Below are 22,735 nucleotides of genomic sequence, written 5' to 3'. Positions count from 1 at the left end.
CCAGTTCTTAATTATTTTTGGTGACAGATTGAAGGTATAAGTTCTACGATTATTTTACCTCGATTTTAACTTACACACTTTTCGGGATACTCCCTTAATTATAAAAAAATAGTGTCTGCCGTTAAATTCTATATCAATTTTCATCAACCTAAATTGATACAGAATTATAATAAAACACCAACGACATAGAAACTATTTCAATTCAGCCGACAAATTACTTATCTGCCCAATATGCAAAAGACTGTGGGGGTGCTAAATTAAAATCTTCTCTTAGACACTTTGGCTTTTTGTATTTTTTGGTTTTTTTTATTTTTATAGCAAATCCTTCGTCCTTGTTTGCAAAATATTCATAATAAAATGCTTCACTAATGCCTGAATGCTCCTGGGTTAAGCTCCAAAGCGTATCAAGGTCATGTTTAAGTACCTTATCTATTTCAAATTCACCTATTACTTTTTGAACAGGCGAAGAGGCATAGACGATTACCGATTTAATATTTTCGTTCTTAAAAATCGCCTTCCTAAATTCAAACTTCTTCGTTCCTTCAAAAATTTTATATGCAAATTCGGGCTTTATGGATAATACTACTTTCATTGTTTCATTTCTTAGAATAAGCAAATTTAATTAAATCGTTAAACTGGGCATCGGTTAGTTTCGCAAAACCCTTTGGCAAGCTCATTGGATCTGAAAATATTTTCAGATTGATTAAATCGTTTAATGTGGGTTTGGGTGTTGGTAAAGAATGTGCATATAGAAAGTTAATAATAAAAGGCCTAAACTTAGGATACTTATTCCACCATTTTGTTTCCAAATCTTCTTTTGAAATCATTGTTCGTCTGTTACAACTGTTGTAAAAATCATCAAAGTCTTTAAAGTTAGATTTTATACTTTCTACTATGCAGATGGTAGTTACCGTGCTTGAATATTTTTTGGGAGACGTTTCACCAAGACGATAGATTAATACAATATCGCCTGATTTCAGATTCCTATCAGGAGAATGAGAAATATAAACTTTGCTTATCCTATTCCTGTGGGGCTCATTCTCGGTATATTTAGTTTTATCTTCTTTAGTATTGATGCTATCAGGAAATAGTTCCGTATGATATTGAGCTTCGATTTTTATCAAATATTTATTGGTTTGCCTTGAAAAAAATGGGAATGTCAGTTTTGGATTCTCAACATTTGCCGGAAGCGTTTTGCCAAACGCCCGAACACAAACCATTTCTTTTCCGTTGGCAGTAGTTTTGATTCCGTGCTTGTAAAAGCCCCATTCTTCAAGCATTTCTATTAACTGTTCCTGCTCTGGTCTTTTATTAAAGATGGTAACATAAATTTCCTCTACTTTAAAAAGAAGAGCGTTGTCAAAAATTGTTTTGAGAAATCGCTCTCCAATTTTATAGCCATTTCCTGTAACCTTTAAAGTGCCTATTTTCAACCTCTTTTTGGGCGCAAAGACAGGCGAAATATCAGCGTAATCTTCACCAGGGTTCTCAATTTTTACGAAAAGGAATGCCGTTAACTGACCATCGCTATAACAAACATAGCAGGGATCCTCGGATTTGCTATTAAACCATTTGTCAAATTCCTGATAGTCATTTCTGAAGCTATCAAAAAAGGGATCAGTTAGATCGACCTCGGCAAAGTCAACCTTTTTAACTGCCAATACTTTATGCGTAATTAAGTTGGGATTTTCGGCGATTGATTTTTCCAAGAAATCCTGAATCCTAAAAACTTTTTCGCTTATCCCTAATAGTTTAGCCTTAGTATGTATTTTTTTATCCTCCGACACTAACAGATCAACCCGGTTTTCATATACCTCATTAAGAATTTGGGTATCATTAATATCATTATCCTTTGTGTCAACCTGTTTACTTACAGCTTTTATTGCATCACTTAGCGGGGCATGATGTTTCAATTGATTATAACTCTCAACTTTAACATTCATCGTCTTTACTGCCTCCTGATCTTTATACTTGTTCAGCTCGAATAAAGTGAGTGGGTGGATATATTTATCGTATTTCAGCTTATCCAACCAGTTAAAGAGCTGGCCAATAGCAGGGTTGCTAACTCTATTTGCCTCCCTATGAATGATGATATTTGTATCAAGTAGCACTTTCATAGTTTAAATATTTCTTGCAGTTTCAAAATCAAATTCATCGATGGTTAAAAGCAATTAAGTTCCTTTATTCCGATACCTTCTTTTGCATGGCTTTTTGTCTTTCAATTGGTAGCCTTCTAAGCTTCTGTTGCTACTGCTAATATACTTATTTTTTCAACTAAATAAAAATCTGCAAAGCAGTTCTTTACACAAACGGATCTCTTTACAATAAACCTTTTTACGGGAAGCCTCCGGAACATGGATCATAGGCCTTGAAACAAAAGATCGGAGCGCCCACGGCATACCAGTCGGGGGCATTATTTTTGCAAGTGGTGCTACCATTGGGGGTGGAGACCTGCACAAGAAAAAAACTATCGATATTCACTACGTAGTACTCGTAAAAGTATCATTGCAAAAACATCCGCATTTTGCCCCATTTGCAAAACTATATTTTTGCCATTATACTTATAAATTTCCACACCTTCTGCAAAGGGCTGTGTTCTTGAAATATCGTTTAGCCGTATTATAGACTTATTCCAGCCATGTGTAAATATGATTCGCTTATTGGTTAGGTAGAGAGCACCATCATTTATAAGCCTTAGCGCTTCCGCATTCTGCGGCCGGCTCTGGTTTCTGCCTGGCCCTACATATGTCTTTGTATTGCTACTAAAGATAGAAGGGTAACGGGGATTATTGGATCTGCTGCCTCTGGGCTCGTACCAGTTAACATTCAATACTTGCAGGTAACACAATTCTGATTTTTGAATAACAATATCCGGTTCCATCGTTTGCAAGGGTAAGTTTTCCAATACCCAGTATTGTTTTAGCTTTTCCAAGTGATAGTGGGTTTGTTCGTCTGCCTTTAACTGCACGTTTAAATTGCGGGCTATCTGTTCTAATTCCTGCTCTTCTTTTGGGGATAGGCTATTAGTTGAAACGATTTTTGAAACAAAATCGTTAACGAAATTTTTTTTTACTTCAAATGCTATTTTGTCTGCAAGTTCTTTGGGCAGTTTCAATGTGTTTTCAAGGGCGCTTAAAAATGTTTTTTCCTCATCTGAAAGATTTCCATCGGCAACAGCTTCAGAAAAAGATTGCTTATACATCTTTTCTCCCAGCTTTACATGAAGCTTATCCACCGTTTTATCATCCAATTCAAAAAGCAGCTTTAAATGATTGAGATCATGCAGCTCTTCGTCATCCAATCGCCTGTCGGAAAGGCAATGATTTAGATAAACGGCATAGAATTCTTCCAGGTTTAACCTATACTCCCTTTTTAAATTCAGCTTGTATTTTTGATTTAATTGTTCTAAATCGCCAGATGAGATAGTATATATGCTTTGTGTTGCAAGTAAATTGTTGAGTTCTATTACAGCGTTGTCATCCGGATGTTGCTTAAACAGCTTTTGCATGACACTGCGGGCAATCAATGGTTGTATTTCATATACTTTTCCGTTCATAACTTATTCATATTTCCTGTATTCTTCATAAATAGGATAATTCCAATCTTTAACCCCTCCATGCCAGGAGCATGCACCTCTCCCTCTGGCATTAGAAGTGGTTCCATCACGGCAAAGCGTAATATACCCGGTAATCCTTTTACGAATAGGATTGACTTTGTTATGTAACTTCTCAGCGTTGATATTGCCCGCCTGTATTAAAGGCATTAGATCACTGACGGCTTCCGAAATTTTTCCTGTTTTTGCATAACATAGGGCTCTGTTATAACGCAGATCTGAATTTTGTGGATCTGAATTTAACAATGAATCGATTTTTGGAAGTGCTGCCTTATATTTACCGGCTTTAATGAGATCTTCTGTTCTTATAGTGGTAATAGCTATTTGTTGCCTTGCTATTGAGCTTCTTTCTTCTTGTGTATTTACAAAAGACAGGGCGCGCTTCAATTTTTTTTCCGCATCGTCAATCTTATGTTTTTCTTTAAGTTGATTACTTTGCTGCACATAAAACGTAATGCTATCTATCCGCTGTCTATCCTGCTCCGCAGCAATTGCTTCTTCTGTTGCCTTTTTCTCAGTCGTCAACTTTTCCTCATGAGCTATTTTATTATCGATTTTTTGATAATAATCCATCAAAGGCATAGAGGCTATAAATAAAGCAAGCGCCGTTATAGTTTTTGTTTTTGAAGTTAATTTGAATTGTAATTTCTTTTCCAGAAAATTATGACCGGGAGGAACAAGGATAAAACCTATCAAACCATATAGTATAAAAAGCGCAGGATGGCTGATAGAGACCAGTGCAAACAGAAAAAAGATTGCACCCAGAACCCACATTACAAAGGCCTTTAGTTTATTTTTCTTATGTGGCTTTTGCGGACTACTTCCTTTAAAGTAATCGGGTAAAACTTTAGACCTTTCTGGAATCAAATTGGGGACATATTTCATATTCGCTGTTTCATCTTTTTGACCTCCGTTGATTTTATAATACTATAAGCTAAATTCAATTACTGGCCATGTAGTTTTGGGTACTTCAACTCGACAACATTATCTTGGTATTATAAATATAATAAAAGATAAGAAGTTTCCGTTATGTGTATTTATCTACGTCATAAAATATTTGAGGAAATTTCCATTGATCTTGAAGGGGTCAGCGGGCTGTTACAAAATAATCACTTTACTACTTTTAGTTCATCAATTTTATTTTTTGCTTCTGTGAATGCTGTTTCTATTACATCGGCATCATTAATAAACAGGGTATTATCTGACCCGTACTTTTCTAATTTAATGTACCATTTTGCTTTCCCTTTATCAACAAAATAGCCTACCTGAAAACCATCTGCTGTTACAAATTTGTTTTCCATATAATCTGGATTAGCCGCAATATCATTGCTAACGTCTGCTTTAAGTGCCTTTACCGCTTTTAATACTTCAATCAGATCAGTATATTCGATTGAAGCCGTGGTATTGCTATACTGTCCTTTCTTTTCAATCTGATAAAAATATCCGTTTCCCGAGCTACTTGAAATTTTCCGGACTCTTGTTTCTGATATCCCGTAGGCAGTTTTCAAGCTGGGTAAATTTGTATCGATAAATTTTATTAAGCTACCTGTTTTTGAAGTAAAAACATCCATTTTAGTTTTAACGGCCTCCCCTTCTTTTTTTGCATCTTGTCCGTAAGAAGTTACCGTAATGAGGGCAATGGCTGTAATAGCCGATAGTCTTTTAAGCATTTTTTCAATAATTTATTTGGGGCGAAGATCTGAATTTGGCTTCCTAATTTTTTACGGGACCCCGTAAAGGCATTATATTATTTAGTTTACGCTGACTGTACGGCATATGGCTTTGTCACTTAACTTAACGTCATAAGCTGTGAAGTTCAAGAATCTATAATTGAGGGCTAGATTTTAGTCTTTTTTGTTTTAAAGAATATATCATTGTTATCAAGAACAAAATAGTACATTCCCGCCGTTGTAAAGAACCATAAAAGATAATCTTCAATGTTGGTAGAGTGCCGTACAAAAATTTGCCTTATTAACCAAAACCAAGCATAAATATTAAAGGCAATTACATATAGACGTTTTGCAGCTAAATCTACTTTTACCTTCACCTTTTTATACTCGTCCTCAAACTCTTGTTTAAACCTGGATTTCATTTCTATATATTAGATTGATTTATAGGCTCTCATTGAGCAATTTTGGTTTGCTAATATACCTATTTTCCACAAGTGCAAAAATTAGCGAGTGGTTTTCATATCTCGCGCAGGCCTCCCGGCCTGTGCGGCGTTGTTACTTAGCTTAATCCTTTTTACAAATACAGTAATTACAGAAGCCGCTTTAGGTAGTACCCAAGTTACGGGTATGCACAGGCCGGGGGGCTGCGCAAGAAAGCATTCTAATAACAAGATACCGCAGAGCCCCCTCCCCTCGCTTGCTGGGGCAGGCCCCAATATTCATCAGGCTTTATTTTTAACTTTACCTAAAATATATAACCATGAAAAAAGAATTGATCACCGAATTATTACAAAAATTTGAGGCCGCCTGCTATGAAGTTAAAGGCGTGCCCTTCGGCAAGCTCAGGGCTGGTGATTTTGGGCTATAGCCGCTGGGAAAATTTTTTGAATGCGCTGGATAAAGCACGTAAATCCTGTAATGCCGCCGGCGAGCCTATCGCTGACCATTTTGTTGGCCTCAACAAAATGGTAACATTGGGGAGTGGCGCACAACGGGAGGTGGAAGATATTGCCCTTACCCGCTACGCCTGCTACCTGGTGGCGCAGAACGGCGACCCGGCTAAACCGGCCATTGCGTTTGCCCAAACTTATTTTGCGGTACAAACCCGTAAGCAGGAAATTATTGAACAGCGCCTGCTGGAAGTGGGCCCGGGAAAAGCTGACCAAATCGGAGAAAAAACTGTCGGGCATTATTTACGAGCGTGGTGTGGATGGCGATGCAAGAAAGATATTGAAAGATACCCGGAAAAAATAGATGGCTTTTGTAGTACCGGCGCTGACGCGGCACAGGCCGGGAGGCCTGCCCTTAAAGGTACTAGTACTATTTGGGGGACAGGGAGACCGGGGGGACATAGAGTGTTATGGGTGGGCCGATGGCTGATGCTTATTCCACAGCTGAAGTGAGTGATCCCGCCTTCAACGGGACAGGCTCCACTCCGCCGCCATGAGTACTGCAGCCGGGCTCATAAAAAACCTTCCCCTGCCCCCTACTTTAAAAAACCGTTGAGGAGGTTCAACAGCGTGGTGGTTTGCTCCATCAGGCTTACGTGCCCCTGCCCGGGTACAATGGCCAGCTGGGATGCGGGGGCGGGGCCAAAACCGGCTACTACATTGCCGCCCAGCAGCTGGTAGGTTTTGATGAGCTCCAGTTTATCCAGCCCGTCGTTATCGCCGGCAATGATGAGCACGGGGGCGGTAATTTTTGCAATGTTGGCATCGCCCAGGTTAAAGGGTTGCCGGGCGGAGGCGATCATCTGCTGCAGGAATGGGATCCATTTGGTGGTATCCGGCGCCACGGCATTGTAGGCGCTGTGCATGGGCGATTGATCAAAAAGCCCGGGCTTCATTTGTTTAAAGGCGGCGTTTACCTGGGGCAGCCAGCCTTCACTTTTATAAGTGGCAGAAATGATGACCAGTTTTTTTAACCGCTGAGGGTGTTGTATGGCAAACTGGTAAGCGATGGCGCCACCAAAACTATAGCCCACCACATCCGCACTGTCTATATGCAGGTAATCCATTACGCCGGCTACATCGGCGGCCAGGGTGGCGTGGGATAAGGGACGATCGGAGTACGGGGTGTGGCCGTGCCCCTGCAGCTCCAGCGCAATGACCTTGCGGGTTTTTGAAAGCTGGGGGATGAGCGGACCCCAGTTGCCGTCGATGGTCATAAATGCCCCGTGTAACAATACCAGGGGCTGGCCCTGGCCATATACCTTGTAATATACCTTGATGCCGTTGAGGGGGGCATAGCCGCTGTCGGCCGGGGTGGGTTGTGCTTGTGATGTAGCTGCTGTAAGCATAATAATGGTGATTAAAAGTATGGTTTTAAAAATATGGATGCTAATTTTCATACCGACCGTTTTTGGGTTGTTTGCCTGTTTTATTGACCACACAAAGATGGCTGGGATTGGGGAATTGGATATTGGGGGAATACGACAAGTTTGGGGGTAGATTTTGCCGGTTTTTTTTTGGGGGATCTGGGGGACTGGGGGGACAGAGCGCGTTACGTGCAGGTGCCAGGATGGCAGCAACGTTGCCTTCCCGGGCATTTTTAATAGCTTTGATTACCGGCAGGTCTGTTGCGTTTTTAGTGCCCTCCAGGCGGGTTTTAAGGCCGCATAGCCGCCACTTCTGTGCTTCCTAAATAAGAGATGCCCAAACAATGCACCAAAGCCTTAAATTGCCTTATTATGGCCCAAACCGGAAAGACTGAACTTTCTGTATTGTTTCTGTATCCTTTGTATATCGTTTCTGTATCCTTTCTGTATCGTTTGTATATCCTTTGTATATCCTTTCTATATCCTTTGTTCGGTGTTTGTTCGGTGCTCGTATATCCCACTTTTTTGAACCGGCATGGGTAATTTTTGAAACATTTTTGCCAGAATGACAGGCAAAAAGGGGTGGTTTTTGTATTCAAAAATCTGCTTTCCGGACTGCATATACCGGAATGCTGCCGTTAAAAAGATGTTGGTGTTTACGCGCAGACCGCCGTATTTTTTCCAGGGGGGTGCCTGTTACCTACACCTTACAGGAAGTACAGCCTATCGCTCCTATCACACGGGCCGGCCCCGGTGTGATTTTGTTACCGGCTTCATATACGTTGCAGGTGCAACGGTTAAGAAGGTTGCTTTAGGTAGCTGTTCAATTACTGAAATGCACAGGCGGAGGCCTGCGCGAGAAGGGGAAGGGGAGCAGTGAGCATTACGTGCAGAGGCTGATGGCCCCTTGGGGTGATAAAGCAGACGGTGAGAGTGCCGGTTGAAAATAAACCTGGCGCCGCCGCAGGCGGTTGCCATAAAAACCGGACCTGCCCTACCTGTAACATTTTTCTTTAGAATAAAAGAAGTGTTACAAAGTTGAAACACCCGCAGCTGTAACAATTCTTATTGTTACATTTATACTGTTACAAAACAACCAATATGAAGGAACTCCGGAACCGGCTGCAGTTTAGCCAACAACAAATGGCACTTCTTTTGGGCGTATCGCGCTCTGCCCTTGCCCTTTACGAAAACGGACATCGCTCCCTGCCCACGCATGCCCTTATTAAGGCAGGAGAACTGGAATTATTATCAAAGCAAAAGCGTGCGAAAAGCAACCGGGCTGTAACCCCGGCAAAAGAACAGGACCTGGCACAGTACCGGGAGGTAACAGCGCAGTTGGAGCAGCTGGCCAGCAATACCGCATCGGATATCACGCGCACGGAACGGGAGCTGGCGCGTATGCAGGAGCTGCATGAATGCCTGGTTAAAAGATTGGAGGTCATAGACCTCCTGACAGTACAGGATACACCGGTTTTTTCAAAACAATTGGTGGAACAGTTAAAACAGGACACATTGATTGCAATGGCCGCCTGCTGCCCCGCCCGGCAGCTTTTGATGGAGCATAAACTATTAGTGCTGAAGAGCGCCAAAAAAACGGCGCTGCAGTTGTGCAACCGTAAAAAGCGATGAATAGGGAACAAACCCGCATCCGGTAACAGGAATAATGAAAGCGTGCTTCTGGTTTTCGCTCTTTGACGGAAAAAAAGTCATTGCATTGCCGGAACAAGGCGCATTTACTTTACCGCAGCCAGGTCCTTTGCATCAAACACATATTCCCGGCGGATGATATTGCCTTTTGCATCCTGTGTTTGTTTATACTGGTAGTAGGCGTAAATATTGGGGGGTCCGGTGGGCCCATCTTCGCATTTGAAAAGCGGATCTTTTAAGATAAGGGCTTTTGTATTGCAGGCGGTATCCATGCGCTCCTTACCCTGGATCACTATTTTGCTTATGTTGTATGCCGGTGCCAGAATGTCGTAATAAAGCCCCTCCGGGTTACAGTTTTCAGTGCAAATAAACTGTCCCTGCTCATATACGCCGCCAGCGACAATTTTAAGGGTATCTTGGTATATCAGCGTATCCGGTTTATTGAGGGCTCTGCGCCAGAGCATCGCTCTTCTTATTTCTACCGGTACCGAAAGTTCATTTTTAAACGCCGTGGTAAAAGTGTAGCCTTCCTGCAGGTTGTTGTCCTTTTTACAGGCTGCAATAACCATTAACAGGCAGGCAATAGAAACAATGATTCTCATAAATTTGTTTTGCTTTTTGGGTAAAACGAAGCTTTTTATCAAAACGCAACAATAGCAGGTCTATTTAGCAACATCCTTTCTCTTTGGTAAGGTATCTGTCGCAATAGTAGTTTGTAATAATGATGCCATCTCCTTTATATTGAGCGGGTCAGTATATTAAATTTATTTTTAACTTTACCTAAAACAGATAACTATGAAAAAAGAACGGATCACCAACCTATTGCAAAAATTTGAGCCCGTCTGCTATGATGTAAAAGGGGGCGCCCTCGGGCGAGTCATCCTTCGGCAATCATCCTTCGGCAATCATCCTTCGGCAAGCTCAGGATGACATGACGAACCGTCGTGCTGAGCCTGCCGTGCTGAGCCTGCCGAAGCACGCCATTAACATAAACAAAACACCCATTCCATGAAACGCTACTATGTCTACATCCTGAAGTGCGCCGATAATTCATATTACACCGGCATTACCAACAACCTGGAACGACGGCTACATCAGCATGAAAACGGGTACTATGAGGGCAGTTACACCTCTTCCAGAAGACCAGTAACATTGGCCTACTATGAATGCTTTCATGATGTAAGGAACGCCATTGCCTTTGAAAAGCAGCTCAAAGGCTGGTCGCGGAAAAAGAAAGAGGCATTGATGCGATCCGATTGGGATGCCTTGAAGCTGTTATCGAGGAACTATACACAGTATGGGAGTCCTTCGGGAGATCACCCTTCGCCCCCTTCGGGAGATCACCCTTCGACAGGCTCAGGGTGACATCGCGAACTGCAACGATGAGTTTGGCTCATCGTCATGGGGAGCTTGCCGAATCATCGCGCTGAGCTTGCCGAATCATCGTGCTGAGCTTGCCGAATCGTCGTGCTGAGCCTGCCGAATCATCGTGCTGAGCTTGCCGAAACACAAAAACACTCACATCCGTTTCCACATCATTAAGCGTTACAGTTCCGTTCCATTGCTGTACAACATAAGGCAGCAAGGTAATGATGAAGGGCTTTGCCACCAGCCGCTGTGGCGTGCTGATAATTACGGTAACGCTATGCTGCAGAAAGTAGTCAATTACTTTTTTGAGTTCATTAAATACCTCCGGCTCATAGTTTACATCGCTGAGCAATACCGCATCGGGCAATGGCAGTGTAACAGCATCCTTCCAGTCTAAGGCTATGGCGGTTACATTATTTAGTTGTAGCTGCTCCGCGGATCTTTTTACATATTCTGATGCAAACACTTCCTTATCGCTGATGGTGACCTGTTTTGCAAAAGAGGCTGCATATAAACCGGGTAAACCCAGGCCAGCAGCCAGTTCCAGCACCTGTTGATCCACAACGTATTCCTTATATTTCTGTAAGAACATACAAAGGCCGATTGCTGCCGGCCATACCTGCGCCCAATAGGCGGCGTTCTTGTTGCGCTGATATGCCCGCTGAATATAATCCGGCGGCGGCATGCAGATTTCCAGAGTCTGATCTCCTATGGAAAAAGCCATTGATAAATGCATATGCGGCAAAGAAAAGGATTTATTCAGAACATGCGTGGTGTAAAGGCTCCGGAGTATGGGTGGGCCCGCAAACGAAAATCCTCCATATTGAGGTGCTGAAGTGCGTGATCCAGCCTTCAACGGGACAGGCTTCACGCCGCTACCGGGAGTGCTGCGGCGTGGCCCAAAAGCAGCTTATCCGTTTTTTAAACCGGCGAGCTTTACCAACAAAGGCACTAACCCGATGGATATCGCTATAAAAACGCCAACGCGGATATAGTTTAAGTGTCGCCATTGTTTTGTTCGGGTTAGTAAGTCGGTAGTAAAGGATTTGCCGTTTGCGATGGCCTGGAACTCAATAATGTTGGGAGCAAAATAAAGCAGCGTCCATACCCGCAATGCAGCATGTATGGCAAACAGGAGCAGGAGCCCGTTCCTTACCGGATCAATTTTCCAGCAGAAAGCAATAGCCAATATAAATGCTATTTCGTGTATAGAATGCGCGATGATCCAGAAGGTTTTAAGGTCGGCTCCATAGGGGGCTTTAAAGTACCGGAAGGATTGGGGCGGGGCGGCCGTCCATTTGGGAACCAGCACCGCCGTTTCAAAAAGCTGTGCGCCGTTCAATAAAAAATAAGCGAGGATGGTTATCAGTAACCAGCTTTCCGCTCTTGATACGTACTCCATATTAAGGGTTGTCATGATGACTGTTTTATTTGGATTTTTTGTTCAGCTCCCGGGTAAATGCCTGCATAATGCCGATTGACGCACGGAGATAACCAGCAATTAGTTGCATTTCCTTCTTGCTGTAGGTGGAAACCAGTTTTCCAACTTCTGCTTTTAGCCGGGTGCTGGATGGCTCGAATAACTTTTTCGCCTTGATCGTATTGGCAACGATCAATACTTTCCGCCTGTCCGTTTTGTCCGGCTCGCGGCTTACCAGCTTCCGGCCCTCCAGCCGGTCGATCACGGCGGTTACAGCACCTGTGGTAAGCCCGGTAAGGTTGGACAACTCCCCGGCCGTAAGTGGTCCCTGCCGCAGAATCAGGCTCAGGTATTTGTGATCTACTCCCGTGAGCCCGGCATTGCGGGCAATGGCCTCATGCATGAGTATGGTCACATCGGAAATCTCTCGTCCCAATTCACTTAAATTTTCTACGGTTGACTTTTGCATTTATCTTTATTATTAATTATCTTGATTATAAAGATAATTAAAACTTCCGGAATTTTTCATCCTTGCCGGCTCCTGTCCAGTGACCATTAGAAAAAAAACGGTAAATACCTTCGTTATTGTCGGTGAACACCTTCATAGCAGCCTGTTGCTGCCTGCTTCAAAGTCCGCCCTCTCCGATCAAATAGTAATGTAAGATTTGTTTCAAAAGGGGGCTGCGCTACCTGCCACTCCCAGCCCTCCGGTATTAATGGAAGCCGCTCCGACAATTTTTGCAGAAACCGATCCCAGCCGGGCAAGGATTCATTGATAAAGACGCGTATTCCCTTCTTTGTAAACAGATCCAAGCAAATCTCATCGGTTGTTACCAGGTCTTTCTTGTAAGCAAAGATCGTTTCAACATCAGCCCATGCATAATAAGCGCGCAGCAATGTTTCCTCCGGTATGAACCCATCAGGTGTATAAGAAAAGGCGCCGGCCCGTTCCCTGACATCTTGTTTACGCTCCGCCGCTACTATACAGGTCCCCATCCCGGATTCGGCAATATCTTTTACTACCCTGTTCCGCTTTGTTAAAAACCGGGTAAGATAACCCTTCATAATAATGGCATCCGTTAGTTGTCCCAGTATACCCAATGGCGACTGAAACTCAAATACATCTTTCATTAAGGTGCCTCCTTCAACAGCGTTGAAATAGTGATCATGCTTCATAAACCGGAACGCGCCTTTAAGCTGTTCATCCCGGAAATGAAAAGGCTGGTCGTACATCGTAATTTTTGAAGTGAGCTTTTGCCGCACTCCAAAATGCCGCGCCTGCCAGGTCACGGTTTCTCCCGCCCCGATCAACCCGGTGGTTTTTCCGGCAACAGCGCGCTCCCCGGTTTGAACGGTTGAAAAACGGTGCAGGTCAATGCTTCTTGATAAATCGAAGCAGGTTTCCGGATCGGCTTTGATTAGCGTTTTCAACTCTATAACAGGCATATCATTTGAAGATCGGGTTTTGAATTTAATAAAACAAAGATACATCAGCCGGCAGGGAAGCGTATAACGCTGACAACAGGAAAAACGCTTTAAAAATTATTTATATACTTTTACAGTATAAAATAGTTAACCTATGCAAATCATCCGCAGTATCCAAAACCGTATTTACGAGATCCGTGGCGAACGCGTGATCCTCGACTTTGACCTTGCCGTCCTTTATGAAGTAGAAACAAGAACACTGAATCAGACCGTAAAAAGACACAGGAAACGGTTTCCCGCTGATTTTATGTTTCAATTGACCCGGCAGGAATCTGCCGCATTGAGGCCAGAAATCGACAAATTATACAATGATGACTTTCAATCAGTTACAGGTATGTCATCACAAATTGTGATGACATACCCCGGAAAACGGCCAAAAACGGCACTACCTTATGCATTTACAGAACAGGGAGTAGCAATGCTGAGCGGCCTCCTGAACAGCGACAAAGCCATTCAAATGAACATCGCCATTATGAGAGCTTTTGTGGAAATCAGGAGGATCATGCTGCAGCAGAGCGATCTGGCAGAACAACTGAAACAGATCCAGGATCGCATTACCGGCCACGATGCGCAGCTCTCCGCTATTTATGATGCCATTGAAAATTTACTGGACGAGAAAGTGGCCCAGAAAAAATGGAATGACCGCCAGCGGATCGGGTTTAATGCGAAATAAAATAAGTTGTTCTTCGAGACTTGAAGTCTCGAAGAACAGTTTCCAAGAACGATATTAAAGTTCCTCGAGACTTTCTTTCACTGCCTGTATGGTCTGGTCAAGATCCTCCTTCGTCAGCGCATTGTTCAAAAACCAGCTTTCAAAAGCAGAAGGCGGCAGGTAAATACCTCTTTTCAGCAAAGCATGAAAGAACCGGTTAAACCGTGCATTATCCGCTGCAGCGGCCGTTGCAAAATTCACCACCGGCTGACCGGAAAAATGAACGCTGATCATACTCCCAAACTGGTTGATCACATAGGGCTGGCCCCAGGCTTTCAATACCGCATCCAGCCCATCTTTCAGGTAGGTTGTTTTATCGTCCAGGTCCATCAGCAATTCCGGCGTTTCCTTCAGTGCACGCAGCAAGGTGATTCCCGCTGTCATTGCCACAGGGTTGCCACTGAGCGTACCTGCCTGGTACACACCGCCCAGCGGAGCCACCACTTCCATAATATGCTGTTTACCTCCAAATGCGCCCACCGGCATACCAGCACCAATTACTTTACCATAGGTTACCAGGTCTGCATCAATACCCAACCGCTCCTGTGCACCACCCAGCGCCAGGCGAAACCCGTTCATGACCTCATCAAAGATCAGGAGCATTTGTTCTTCATCACAAATACGGCGCAGGCCTTCCAGGAAGCCTGGTTCCGGGAGGATGCATCCCATATTACCCGCCACAGGCTCTACAATAATTGCCGCAATTTCGCCTTTATGCGCCTGAACCAGTTGTTCAACAGCCGCCAGGTCGTTATAAGCACAGGTAAGTGTATCATTTGCCGCTCCGGCGGTAATACCCGGAACGGTTTGAATATTGAACGTAGCCACTCCACTTCCGGCCTTTACCAGGAAGGGATCGGCATGACCGTGATAACAACCTTCGAACTTGATAAATTTATTACGGCCGGTATAGCCCCGGGCCACCCGCAGTGCGCTCATGCAGGCCTCGGTACCGCTGTTTACCATGCGGATCAGGTCCACATTGGGTACCATGGATTTGATCAGCTCCGCCATTTCTATTTCGATCTCCGTAGGTGCGCCAAAAGAAGTGGCTTTTTCCACCTGCTGCTGAATGGCTTTTATTACCGGTTCATACCCATGCCCCAGGATCATAGGCCCCCAGGAAGCGATGTAATCGATATACCGCTGCCCGGCTACATCATAGAGATAAGCGCCCTTTGCTTTTTCAAAAAACACGGGAGTGCCTCCCACACTTTTAAAAGCCCGCACGGGAGAGTTAACTCCTCCGGGAATACTCTTTTGGGCACGTTCGAATAATGATCTGCTGGATTCGTATGTATACATGATGTGAATGGTCAATTGTGAATAGCGCAAAATTACTTTGAATTGATCAAACCGGTAACTAATCTGAAAGAACTTTGCAGTTTTTCTCCCAGATTTTCAAGCGGGTAATTATTTAAATAGTCAAGCGCCGCAGCAGCATCAAGGGCTGCATCTATTTCAATTACCGATCCCCGCGCTATTTCATAGTAACGTTTTCTTTCCAGTATCGATTTTCTGGATGCTCCTTCTGCAATGTTTAATATGTTGGATAGAGCCGCCCTCCTTATTTGCGAGGCCATCCCAAACTTTTCGTAGTCAGGTAAAGTCTTTGAAAATTTGTAACATTCAATGAGAAGTCCATTTGCGCTTCTATAAGCTTCAAGGTTTTGGTGATTTAATTTTAGAAACATAGTGATTAGCATTTGCACGTTAAGGTAGTCAATTTTTCATTACAACGGATCTATTTCACCATTGACTATTGCCTATTCACGTTACGCAATCACCCCCTTATAAATCAATAGCAGCAGTACCGCACCGGCAATGATCCGGTACCAGCCAAAGGCTTTGAACCCGTATTTTTTCAGAAAATCGATAAAGAACCTGATGGCCAGGATGGCTACCACAAAGGCCACCACATTACCCACTATAAAGGCAATGGTATTTTCTTTTGAAGCCAGGATAAGCTCATAGCCTTTTTGCGTAACACCGCCCTGGTTCCATTTTTTCAGGAACAAGGAATAAAGGGTTGCCGCAGCCATGGTAGGTACCGCCAGGAAAAAGGAAAATTCCGCCGCAATACTGCGGGTCATCTTCTGCTGCATTCCGCCAATAATAGAAGCGGCGCTCCGGCTTACACCGGGAATCATGGCCACCACCTGCCATAAACCGGTAACAAATGCCTTCGGATAAGAGATCTGGTCTACCCTCTTTACCGTTGGATGATTGAACATTTTGTCGATAAACAATAACACAAAACCACCGATCAGCAGTGTGGTGGCTACTACTGTAGGACTTTCCAGCAGTGCATCAATTTTATCGGCAAACAAATAACCCAGTACCAGTGCCGGGATCACCCCAACAATCAGTTTAAAATAAAAGGTCCGGTTTATGCCTCCCTGGGCTTTTGAAGGAAAAAACCGGCGCCAGTATAGCACCACCACTGCAAGGATGGCCCCCAGCTGGATGGCTACTTCAAACAGTTTGGTGAATTCTTCCTTCTCAATCCCCATAAACGAACTGGCAATGATCATGTGTCCGGTGGAGGAAATAGGGAGGTACTCGGTAATGCCTTCTACAATTGCAATAATAATGGCCTGAATAATGCTCATAAAGGGACTTTAAAAAATAAGGCGACATAAAGTAGCCGCCTTAAAAATCTTTTATTGAAAATCTTTTATTTTTTTTCGGGGGATGATCTTTTGAAGATCGCATATATTTCAATGGCCAGCCCAATGAAAATAATGATCGGCGCAACGGTAATACGGGTAGTACTGTACACAGCGTCCCTGTTGAATACATTTGGGTCCGCACTTTTTCCACCCGACATCAAAAACATACCCAGGGCGATTACAACTGCCCCAATCAGCATCCAGGTATAATTGGATTTTGAGAACATAGAAGGTGCGCCATTTGTTGAAGTAGCCATACGCTGACAATTTTAGGGTTGCAATATAATATATTATAAGCAATGCCCGGATTTGGAAGCTGCAAATCCGTCCTCATTTAATTAATTTTTATAAAAACCCCGTTTTTGTGAATCTGTGGCTTTTGCCTTCAAAATACCGGCCAGACCGTTTTTTTTGAAAATACAATGCTTAAATTTGCCCCCCAAGTCCGATTTCCTGATTTTTTTGTTGAAAATGAAGCATAAAATCCTTTTCACATGTAAAAGGAAGGGACCGGATCAATACAAGGATTATGGAGTATAACTTTAATGAAATAGAGAAAAAGTGGCAACACTTTTGGGCAGAAAACGGCACTTATACCGTTTCCAATGAAAGTAACAAACCTAAATATTATGTCCTGGACATGTTTCCCTACCCCAGCGGAGCAGGGCTGCACGTAGGACACCCCCTGGGCTATATTGCCAGCGATATCTACGCCCGTTATAAACGCCTGAAAGGATTTAACGTACTGCACCCGATGGGTTATGATGCGTTTGGCCTGCCGGCGGAGCAATATGCCATCGAAAATGGCATTCACCCGGCCGTTTCTACGGACAAAAATATCAGCACATTCCGGAAACAGCTGGATAATATTGGCTTTTGCTTTGACTGGAGCCGGGAAGTGCGTACCAGCGACCCCGCCTATTATAAATGGACCCAGTGGATCTTTTTGCAGTTATTTGAGAGCTATTTCGACCGGCAGCAGCAAAAAGCAGCACCCATTCATAACCTGGTAACCTTATTTGAGCAGCATGGTTCGGCAACACCCGGCATTAAGCCTCCCTCATTCAGCTTTACGGCCGATGAATGGAACTCTTACGGCGAAGCACAAAAACTGGACATCCTGATGGAGTACCGCCTGGCCTATTGCGGCTATGGCGAAGTGAACTGGTGCGAAGCGTTGGGTACCGTACTGGCAAACGACGAGGTCGTGAATGGAGTAAGCGAACGCGGGGGCTACCCGGTGGTGAAAAAGAAACTCCGCCAATGGTACCTGCGTATTACGGAATATGCAGACCGCCTGCTGGAGGGTCTGCAAACGGTGGATTTCAGCGAAGCCATGAAGGAGATGCAAAGTAACTGGATCGGAAAATCCAGCGGGGCAGAAATCGATTTTGCCCTCACCCCCAGCCCCTCTCCCTGGGGCGAGGGGAGCGAGAACACCGCCGATTCAAAAGCAAAAAGAAGAAAAGCATACCTGGATCAAAAAGTTGCTTCGGGCATCAACTTTGAAAATGCAAAAGCAAACCGGCAGCATGCTACAGAGGCAGAAGACGTGCTTTGGCAGGCATTGCGTAACCGGAAAATTGAATACAAATTCAGACGACAACATCCCACCGGAAACTTTATCGCAGACTTTGCCAATCTTGAAACAGGGCTAATTATAGAAGTAGATGGTGGCTATCACAACACACCGGAGCAGATTGAAAACGATCGACTCCGCGAGGCCGAATTAACAGCAGCTGGGTTTACTGTTGTCAGATTTACAAATGATGCAGTAATCAACAACCTTGAAGCAGTATTGGCACAAATAAAAGACCAAGCCGATGTATTAAAGGATGCTGACAACTCCTCTCCCCTGGGAGAGGTTGGGGTGAGGGTTTACACCACCCGGCCGGATACTATTTTTGGGGTAGATTTTATGGTCATCGCCCCGGAGCTGGACCTGGTGGACCAGATTAAAACACCAGAACAGGCAGCTGCCGTGGACGCCTACATCGCTTACGTAAAAAGCAGGAGCGAGCGGGAGCGCATGGCGGAGAAAAAGATCACCGGTGTATTTACCGGCGCCTATGCCATTAACCCCTTTGATGGTCGCGAAATTCCCATCTGGATCAGCGAATACGTACTGGCCGGGTATGGTACCGGGGCCATTATGGCGGTGCCCTGCGGTGATGAGCGCGACTTTAAATTTGCCAAACATTTTGATATTCCCATTACCAATATTATCGGCAGCCATTTTAACGGAGAAGAAGCCAATGCCACCAAGGATGCGGTACTCGAAAACTCCGGTTTTTTAAACGGCACTCCTATGCGCGAAGCCATGGAAACCGTCATCAAAGCCATTGAAGAAAAAGGCATCGGTAAACGCAAGGTGAACTACAAAATGCGGGATGCCGCCTTCAGCCGGCAGCGCTACTGGGGCGAGCCCTTCCCCATCCAATGGAAAAACGGAACGGCCTACCCCCTCAATGCGACTGACCTGCCGCTGGAACTGCCAACGGTAGACAGCTATAAACCCGGACCGGAAGGAGAAGGCCCCCTGGCCAATATTCCCGAATGGGTGGCCCGGGAGCTGGAAACCAATACCATGCCCGGTTATGCCGGATCCAGCTGGTATTTTCTCCGTTATATGGATCCTAAAAACAACCAGGAGTTTGCCGGCCGTGCGGCTACGGATTACTGGAACCAGGTAGATCTTTACATTGGCGGTACCGAGCATGCCGTAGGGCACCTGCTGTACAGCCGTATGTGGACAAAAGCGCTTTATGACCTCGGCCATATCGGTTTCGACGAACCCTTTAAACGGCTGGTGAACCAGGGCATGATCCAGGGAAGCAGCCGCTTTGTATACCGCATCAACGGCACCAACGAATTTGTATCACAGGGACTGATTGCTGCCGATGGCACTTATAACGGCCATGTGTTGGATAAAATTCATGTGGATGTAAATATTGTGGATGGTACCGTGCTGGACCAGGAAGCCTTTGCAAAATGGCGCAACAATGAGTTTGCCGGCGCAACATTTATCCTGGAAGACGGCAAATATAGCTGCGGCGCAGAAGTAGAAAAAATGTCCAAATCCAAATTCAACACCGTAAACCCGGACGACCTGGTCCACAAATACGGGGCGGATACCTTCCGTATGTACGAAATGTTCCTGGGCCCGGTGGAAATGAGCAAACCCTGGGATACCAAGGGCATTGAAGGGGTGCACCGTTTCCTGAAAAAACTATGGCGCCTTTTCTACAAGGAGGATCTTAAAACCTCCTCTCCTTTGGAGAGGACGGGAGGTGAGGCCATCTGGACAAACGATGCACCCACCGCAGCCGAACTGAAAGTGCTGCACAAAAGCATCAAAAAAATTGAAGACGACAATGAGCGGTTCAGCTTTAATACGGGGGTGAGCGCCTTCATGATCCTGGTAAATGAACTGACGGACCTGAAATGCCACAAAAAACAGGTACTGGGGCCGGTGCTGACCATGCTGTCTTCCTATGCACCGCATATTGCGGAAGAGCTGTGGCATGCACTGGGCAATGATTCCAGCGTACTGGACGCCCCCTTCCCCGTATATGAAGCAAAGTATACAAAGGAATCTGAAAAGGAATACCCTATTTCCATTAACGGAAAAATGCGTACGACCATGACAATCTCCCTTGAAGCCTCCCAGCCGGATGTAGAGCAACTGGTGCTGAACAATGAGGTTGTACAAAAATGGCTGGACGGAAATCCGCCCAAAAAGATCATTTATGTAAAGAACAAAATGGTGAACGTAGTGGTATAAAAAATGTTCTCTTTAAAAAGGGCTGTGTCAAAAGGTATGATCCCCTGGCACAGCCCTTTTTCTTTGTCACATCCTCCGGGAGCCCTGTTACTGCCCGGTGATCAGTTGCAGCTTTTTATAGTCTTCCGTAAACATTTCTCCGGAGATCTTATAGGAAAGATGCAGCAGGCTGTCGCCCGTTAGTTTAAACTGAATCAGTTTTTGAGCTCCTTTCTGTCCCGGGAAACCAGAGCGAACGGTCTTTTCAAGATAGCTGTTTGCCGATTGCAACTCGTAAGTCCCCTCCATTGAGATACCAAACCCGTCATTTCCCAGGCCAATATTGGTTGCTGTGCCGTCCACATTGTACAGCTTCAGTAAACCGGTTGAAGCACCATCCAACTGCAACTCCCAGATACCTGTTAACCGGTTGTCGGGTTTTGGAACTGATGCCGTCAGCAAGACCATTGCCAGGATCAAAAAGAAGCATTTTTGCATATTTGTACATTTATACCTGAAAGATAACCGTTTCGCTTTTCCGCGCTATAAGGCAGACGGAGAACCAGCTATTTTCCATATATGATCCGGCGTGCCGGGCGGCCCGTTTTGAAGCACTTCTCAAAAATGGCATATTTTTAGATAGACTTGGGTAGCGCCCAACCAAAATGCGCTGACTTTTAATCAAACTAAAAACGCAAACTATGTCAATTAACATTGTAGATCTTGTTAAGAACTATGTTTCACCGGATTTGATTGCAAAAGCCGGATCCGCTTTAAACGAAAGCGAAGGAAACGTTTCCAATGCGGTTTCCGGTATCATTCCCTCAATCCTGGGTTTATTTGCCTCTAAAGCAACTTCCGGCGAGCAGGGTGCGGCTGAGGTGCTGGACACCGCCAAAAGCTTTTCCAACAGTGGTATCCTGGGCAATATAGGCTCACTATTTGGGAATGCCGACCTTTTATCAAAGGGCACCAACCTTTTTAAAGGGCTTTTAGGCGATAAAACCGACTCTGTCATCGGCAGCATTGCCAATTTTGCGGGGATCAAATCATCCTCTTCAGGGTCTCTTATAAGCATGATCGTTCCGCTCGTATCGGGACTGCTTGGAAAACATGCTACCGATAATAACCTGAATGCCAGTGGTTTTTCCAGCTTTCTGGGATCCCAGAAAGATCATATACTCAGTGCGCTCCCCTCCGGATTGGGGTCCCTGGGCACGGCACTGGGGTTAAATTCCATCAGTGAAGGAGTGCAGCAAACCGTTTCAAATGTGCGGGAAACAGCCGCTTCCACCTATAACTATGCAGACCAGGAAGCCCGTGAAGCAGGAGGAGGCGCCAAATGGCTGCTGCCACTTTTGCTACTGGCGGCAATAGCACTGGCACTATTCTATTTTATGGGAAAGGGCTGTAATAAAACAGAAACTGCCGGTACCGGATCAGATACAATAGCCGTTGCACCTGAAGACACGCTTACAATATCCCCGGCCCCGGCCGATCCTGCAACAAGGACACTTGCAGAAGTAACGCTTCCCAATGGTACAAAGCTGCAAGCCTACTCCGGTGGCATTGAAGACCAATTGGTTCAGTTTATACAGTCGGACGCTTACAAAACAGCAGCCGACAGTACCCTGAAAGAAAAATGGTTCAATTTTGACGACCTCAACTTCGAGTTTGGCACCACAAAACTGACCGATTCTTCCAAACGCCAGCTGGATAATATCGCTGCCATATTAAAAGCTTTCCCGGATGTGAAGATCAAGGTAGGCGGGTATACTGATAAGAAAGGCGATGACGCTGCCAACCTGAAACTCTCCGATGGCAGGGCCAAAGCTGTGCAGGCCGCTTTAAAAGCTGCCGGCGTGGGCGCCCAGGTGCCGGAAGCTGAAGGCTATGGCGAAACTCTGGCACAGGTGGATGAAAACGCCCCGGATGAAGCCAGGGCTGCAGACCGCAGAACTTCTGTAAGATTATTGAAGAAATAATTATATGTAAACCTTGTATACGGCCGTCTCCCCCGGGAGGCGGCTTTTTTTGCCTGTAAACAGCGTTCACCTTATATGGA

General features: G+C 44.8%; 22 protein-coding genes. 6 read left to right on the top strand and 16 right to left on the bottom strand.

Annotated features, from left to right (window positions below):
* Positions 1 to 214 precede the first annotated feature (214 nt).
* From GGU45_RS16180 to GGU45_RS16160, 5 genes are all read right to left on the bottom strand, one after another.
* On the bottom strand, positions 215 to 592 hold the full coding sequence (locus GGU45_RS16180; RefSeq protein ID WP_435226465.1) for an ASCH domain-containing protein: 378 nt from the start codon (positions 590 to 592) through the stop codon (positions 215 to 217).
* 4 nt (positions 593 to 596) lie between these two features.
* Positions 597 to 2,117 carry a PIN domain-containing protein gene (locus tag GGU45_RS16175; RefSeq protein WP_435226464.1) on the bottom strand — a complete coding sequence of 507 codons (1,521 nt, stop codon included), beginning with the start codon at positions 2,115 to 2,117 and terminating at the stop codon, positions 597 to 599.
* A 350-nt stretch (positions 2,118 to 2,467) separates the two neighbouring features.
* Complete coding sequence (locus GGU45_RS16170) at positions 2,468 to 3,556, bottom strand: hypothetical protein (RefSeq protein ID WP_435226462.1); 1,089 nt, start codon at positions 3,554 to 3,556, stop codon at positions 2,468 to 2,470.
* Positions 3,557 to 3,559: 3 nt separating this feature from the next.
* Positions 3,560 to 4,498 (bottom strand): tetratricopeptide repeat protein, encoded by a 939-nt coding sequence (locus GGU45_RS16165; RefSeq protein ID WP_435226461.1) that lies wholly within the window; start codon positions 4,496 to 4,498, stop codon positions 3,560 to 3,562.
* Between the two features lie 224 nt (positions 4,499 to 4,722).
* Positions 4,723 to 5,283: a hypothetical protein gene (locus GGU45_RS16160; RefSeq protein WP_435226459.1), complete on the bottom strand. Its 561-nt coding sequence runs from the start codon at positions 5,281 to 5,283 to the stop codon at positions 4,723 to 4,725.
* An 812-nt stretch (positions 5,284 to 6,095) separates the two neighbouring features.
* On the opposite strand from GGU45_RS16160, the gene GGU45_RS16155 reads away from it, so the two are divergent.
* Positions 6,096 to 6,686: a BRO family protein gene (locus GGU45_RS16155; RefSeq protein ID WP_435226457.1), complete on the top strand. Its 591-nt coding sequence runs from the start codon at positions 6,096 to 6,098 to the stop codon at positions 6,684 to 6,686.
* Between the two features lie 83 nt (positions 6,687 to 6,769).
* Here GGU45_RS16155 and GGU45_RS16150 read toward each other — a convergent pair whose 3' ends face one another.
* On the bottom strand, positions 6,770 to 7,633 hold the full coding sequence (locus tag GGU45_RS16150) for an alpha/beta fold hydrolase (RefSeq protein ID WP_435226456.1): 864 nt from the start codon (positions 7,631 to 7,633) through the stop codon (positions 6,770 to 6,772).
* 1,068 nt (positions 7,634 to 8,701) lie between these two features.
* Here GGU45_RS16150 and GGU45_RS16145 point away from each other — a divergent pair.
* Positions 8,702 to 9,232, top strand: coding sequence for a helix-turn-helix domain-containing protein (locus GGU45_RS16145; RefSeq protein ID WP_435226455.1), 531 nt, complete (start codon positions 8,702 to 8,704; stop codon positions 9,230 to 9,232).
* A gap of 104 nt (positions 9,233 to 9,336) precedes the next feature.
* Here the strand turns inward: GGU45_RS16145 and GGU45_RS16140 are convergent, their stop codons facing one another.
* Positions 9,337 to 9,852, bottom strand: coding sequence for a hypothetical protein (locus GGU45_RS16140; RefSeq protein ID WP_435226453.1), 516 nt, complete (start codon positions 9,850 to 9,852; stop codon positions 9,337 to 9,339).
* A gap of 406 nt (positions 9,853 to 10,258) precedes the next feature.
* Here GGU45_RS16140 and GGU45_RS16135 point away from each other — a divergent pair, with 406 nt between their 5' ends.
* A complete protein-coding gene (locus tag GGU45_RS16135) occupies positions 10,259 to 10,615 on the top strand; it encodes a GIY-YIG nuclease family protein (protein WP_435226451.1) in 357 nt (118 codons plus the stop codon).
* 34 nt (positions 10,616 to 10,649) lie between these two features.
* On the opposite strand, the gene GGU45_RS16130 is transcribed toward GGU45_RS16135, so the two are convergent.
* The 4 genes from GGU45_RS16130 to GGU45_RS16115 all read right to left on the bottom strand — a co-directional run bounded on the left by GGU45_RS16130 (position 10,650) and on the right by GGU45_RS16115 (position 13,469).
* Positions 10,650 to 11,342, bottom strand: a complete 693-nt coding sequence (locus GGU45_RS16130) for a class I SAM-dependent methyltransferase (RefSeq protein ID WP_435226450.1) — start codon at positions 11,340 to 11,342, stop codon at positions 10,650 to 10,652.
* A 186-nt stretch (positions 11,343 to 11,528) separates the two neighbouring features.
* Positions 11,529 to 12,035 carry a transposase gene (locus tag GGU45_RS16125; protein WP_435226448.1) on the bottom strand — a complete coding sequence of 169 codons (507 nt, stop codon included), beginning with the start codon at positions 12,033 to 12,035 and terminating at the stop codon, positions 11,529 to 11,531.
* Positions 12,036 to 12,045: 10 nt separating this feature from the next.
* Positions 12,046 to 12,507 (bottom strand): MarR family winged helix-turn-helix transcriptional regulator, encoded by a 462-nt coding sequence (locus tag GGU45_RS16120; protein ID WP_435226446.1) that lies wholly within the window; start codon positions 12,505 to 12,507, stop codon positions 12,046 to 12,048.
* Positions 12,508 to 12,620: 113 nt separating this feature from the next.
* Positions 12,621 to 13,469, bottom strand: coding sequence for an SRPBCC family protein (locus GGU45_RS16115; protein ID WP_435226445.1), 849 nt, complete (start codon positions 13,467 to 13,469; stop codon positions 12,621 to 12,623).
* A gap of 148 nt (positions 13,470 to 13,617) precedes the next feature.
* Between GGU45_RS16115 and GGU45_RS16110 the strand changes: the two genes are divergently transcribed.
* Positions 13,618 to 14,196, top strand: a complete 579-nt coding sequence (locus GGU45_RS16110) for an ORF6N domain-containing protein (protein ID WP_435226444.1) — start codon at positions 13,618 to 13,620, stop codon at positions 14,194 to 14,196.
* A gap of 54 nt (positions 14,197 to 14,250) precedes the next feature.
* Here GGU45_RS16110 and hemL read toward each other — a convergent pair whose 3' ends face one another.
* The 4 genes from hemL to GGU45_RS16090 form a co-directional block, all read right to left on the bottom strand.
* Positions 14,251 to 15,540, bottom strand: a complete 1,290-nt coding sequence (gene hemL, locus GGU45_RS16105) for a glutamate-1-semialdehyde 2,1-aminomutase (RefSeq protein ID WP_435226442.1) — start codon at positions 15,538 to 15,540, stop codon at positions 14,251 to 14,253.
* Positions 15,541 to 15,572: 32 nt separating this feature from the next.
* The gene (locus GGU45_RS16100) at positions 15,573 to 15,929 is read right to left on the bottom strand and encodes a four helix bundle protein (RefSeq protein WP_435226441.1); all 357 of its coding nucleotides are present in this window, start codon (positions 15,927 to 15,929) and stop codon (positions 15,573 to 15,575) included.
* An 81-nt stretch (positions 15,930 to 16,010) separates the two neighbouring features.
* Positions 16,011 to 16,847 (bottom strand): undecaprenyl-diphosphate phosphatase, encoded by an 837-nt coding sequence (locus GGU45_RS16095; protein ID WP_435226440.1) that lies wholly within the window; start codon positions 16,845 to 16,847, stop codon positions 16,011 to 16,013.
* A gap of 65 nt (positions 16,848 to 16,912) precedes the next feature.
* Positions 16,913 to 17,164 carry a DUF3098 domain-containing protein gene (locus GGU45_RS16090; protein ID WP_435226438.1) on the bottom strand — a complete coding sequence of 84 codons (252 nt, stop codon included), beginning with the start codon at positions 17,162 to 17,164 and terminating at the stop codon, positions 16,913 to 16,915.
* 272 nt (positions 17,165 to 17,436) lie between these two features.
* Here GGU45_RS16090 and leuS point away from each other — a divergent pair, with 272 nt between their 5' ends.
* Entirely contained in the window at positions 17,437 to 20,691 is a 3,255-nt protein-coding gene (leuS, locus tag GGU45_RS16085) for a leucine--tRNA ligase (protein ID WP_435226437.1), read from the top strand.
* Positions 20,692 to 20,778: 87 nt separating this feature from the next.
* Here leuS and GGU45_RS16080 read toward each other — a convergent pair whose 3' ends face one another.
* A complete protein-coding gene (locus GGU45_RS16080; protein ID WP_435226436.1) occupies positions 20,779 to 21,168 on the bottom strand; it encodes a DUF4488 domain-containing protein in 390 nt (129 codons plus the stop codon).
* A 203-nt stretch (positions 21,169 to 21,371) separates the two neighbouring features.
* Here GGU45_RS16080 and GGU45_RS16075 point away from each other — a divergent pair, with 203 nt between their 5' ends.
* Positions 21,372 to 22,655, top strand: a complete 1,284-nt coding sequence (locus GGU45_RS16075; protein WP_435226434.1) for an OmpA family protein — start codon at positions 21,372 to 21,374, stop codon at positions 22,653 to 22,655.
* Positions 22,656 to 22,735 lie beyond the last annotated feature (80 nt).

Source organism: Niabella hirudinis (genome assembly GCF_051201075.1).
GTDB classification, from domain to species: domain Bacteria; phylum Bacteroidota; class Bacteroidia; order Chitinophagales; family Chitinophagaceae; genus Niabella; species Niabella hirudinis.
Note: the sequence above shows the minus strand (reverse complement) of the source record. Positions and strands in the feature narration are given on the sequence as shown.

Coding starts and splice junctions, on each gene's coding strand:
- GGU45_RS16155 (WP_435226457.1), top strand. CDS start 6,096: ATGAAGTTAAAGGCGTGCCCTTCGGCAAGCTCAGGGCTGGTGATTTTG.
- GGU45_RS16165 (WP_435226461.1), bottom strand. CDS start 4,498: ATGAAATATGTCCCCAATTTGATTCCAGAAAGGTCTAAAGTTTTACCC.
- hemL (WP_435226442.1), bottom strand. CDS start 15,540: ATGTATACATACGAATCCAGCAGATCATTATTCGAACGTGCCCAAAAG.
- GGU45_RS16170 (WP_435226462.1), bottom strand. CDS start 3,556: ATGAACGGAAAAGTATATGAAATACAACCATTGATTGCCCGCAGTGTC.
- GGU45_RS16130 (WP_435226450.1), bottom strand. CDS start 11,342: ATGGCTTTTTCCATAGGAGATCAGACTCTGGAAATCTGCATGCCGCCG.
- GGU45_RS16150 (WP_435226456.1), bottom strand. CDS start 7,633: ATGAAAATTAGCATCCATATTTTTAAAACCATACTTTTAATCACCATT.
- GGU45_RS16100 (WP_435226441.1), bottom strand. CDS start 15,929: ATGTTTCTAAAATTAAATCACCAAAACCTTGAAGCTTATAGAAGCGCA.
- GGU45_RS16120 (WP_435226446.1), bottom strand. CDS start 12,507: ATGCAAAAGTCAACCGTAGAAAATTTAAGTGAATTGGGACGAGAGATT.
- GGU45_RS16075 (WP_435226434.1), top strand. CDS start 21,372: ATGTCAATTAACATTGTAGATCTTGTTAAGAACTATGTTTCACCGGAT.
- GGU45_RS16175 (WP_435226464.1), bottom strand. CDS start 2,117: ATGAAAGTGCTACTTGATACAAATATCATCATTCATAGGGAGGCAAAT.
- GGU45_RS16095 (WP_435226440.1), bottom strand. CDS start 16,847: ATGAGCATTATTCAGGCCATTATTATTGCAATTGTAGAAGGCATTACC.
- GGU45_RS16135 (WP_435226451.1), top strand. CDS start 10,259: ATGAAACGCTACTATGTCTACATCCTGAAGTGCGCCGATAATTCATAT.
- GGU45_RS16125 (WP_435226448.1), bottom strand. CDS start 12,035: ATGACAACCCTTAATATGGAGTACGTATCAAGAGCGGAAAGCTGGTTA.
- GGU45_RS16145 (WP_435226455.1), top strand. CDS start 8,702: ATGAAGGAACTCCGGAACCGGCTGCAGTTTAGCCAACAACAAATGGCA.
- GGU45_RS16080 (WP_435226436.1), bottom strand. CDS start 21,168: ATGCAAAAATGCTTCTTTTTGATCCTGGCAATGGTCTTGCTGACGGCA.
- GGU45_RS16180 (WP_435226465.1), bottom strand. CDS start 592: ATGAAAGTAGTATTATCCATAAAGCCCGAATTTGCATATAAAATTTTT.
- leuS (WP_435226437.1), top strand. CDS start 17,437: ATGGAGTATAACTTTAATGAAATAGAGAAAAAGTGGCAACACTTTTGG.
- GGU45_RS16140 (WP_435226453.1), bottom strand. CDS start 9,852: ATGAGAATCATTGTTTCTATTGCCTGCCTGTTAATGGTTATTGCAGCC.
- GGU45_RS16110 (WP_435226444.1), top strand. CDS start 13,618: ATGCAAATCATCCGCAGTATCCAAAACCGTATTTACGAGATCCGTGGC.
- GGU45_RS16090 (WP_435226438.1), bottom strand. CDS start 17,164: ATGGCTACTTCAACAAATGGCGCACCTTCTATGTTCTCAAAATCCAAT.
- GGU45_RS16160 (WP_435226459.1), bottom strand. CDS start 5,283: ATGCTTAAAAGACTATCGGCTATTACAGCCATTGCCCTCATTACGGTA.